This window comes from Streptomyces sp. NPDC015125 (assembly GCF_043080045.1).
Classification (GTDB): Bacteria; Actinomycetota; Actinomycetes; order Streptomycetales; family Streptomycetaceae; genus Streptomyces.
The window spans coordinates 506-1,150 of the sequence record NZ_JBIBVF010000062.1 but is presented as its reverse complement, the minus strand read 5'-3'; the positions used below and the strand labels follow the sequence as shown (position 1 = coordinate 1,150).

Genomic DNA, 645 nt, shown 5'->3' with positions numbered 1-645 from the left:
ATGACGAACGCCATCGTGCCGCCGGTCCACAGCAGGACCTTCTTGCCCCTCGACTTCTTCTTCGCCGGCCGCCGGCGGCCGCGCCGTCCCGGCGGCGGCTCCTCGGGCGCGGCGCGGCGCCTGCGGGGTGCGGGGACCTCGGGGGCCGGGGCCGGCGAGGGTGCCGGTGACGAGGCCCGGCGCGGACCCGGGATCGGCGACTGCGGTGCGGAAGGGGGCAGTCGCAGTTCGTAGTCGCCGGTTTCCGGATTGAGTACCCACTGGTCTGCGGGGTCGATGTCCTCCGCCCGCCCACGGCCTTGCGCGTCCACGATTGTCCGAATCCTCCGTCGGGGCCACGCGGCGCCCTCCCCTCCGGGCGCCCGGTCTCGCTCACGTCAGTTCAGTGCGTGGCCAGGGCAGAACTCCGCGGCCGGGCACACCGGATCGCTCACACTAACCGGACCGTTCCGTGCACGGCGACGGCAGTGACGCATTCCACGAACCTTACAACTGGGCAATCCGGCGCATTTCTCGGACAATTCTCCGCGCGTGCCCGCCCGCCTTGCGTACGGGTGGCCCCTTCTTGGAATGCGCTTTACTCGCAGACGTCTTCGTCGGCGGTGTTCCCGCTGAAGGTCGGCGCCGGAGAATCGGCGTCACCGG

General features: G+C 71.2%; 1 pseudogene. It reads right to left on the bottom strand.

Features of this window, described 5'->3' with window-relative positions:
* Positions 1–311 (bottom strand): annotated as a pseudogene (locus ACF088_RS41315) (LytR family transcriptional regulator); the annotation flags it as partial.
* Between the last annotated feature and the right edge of the window lie 334 nt (positions 312–645).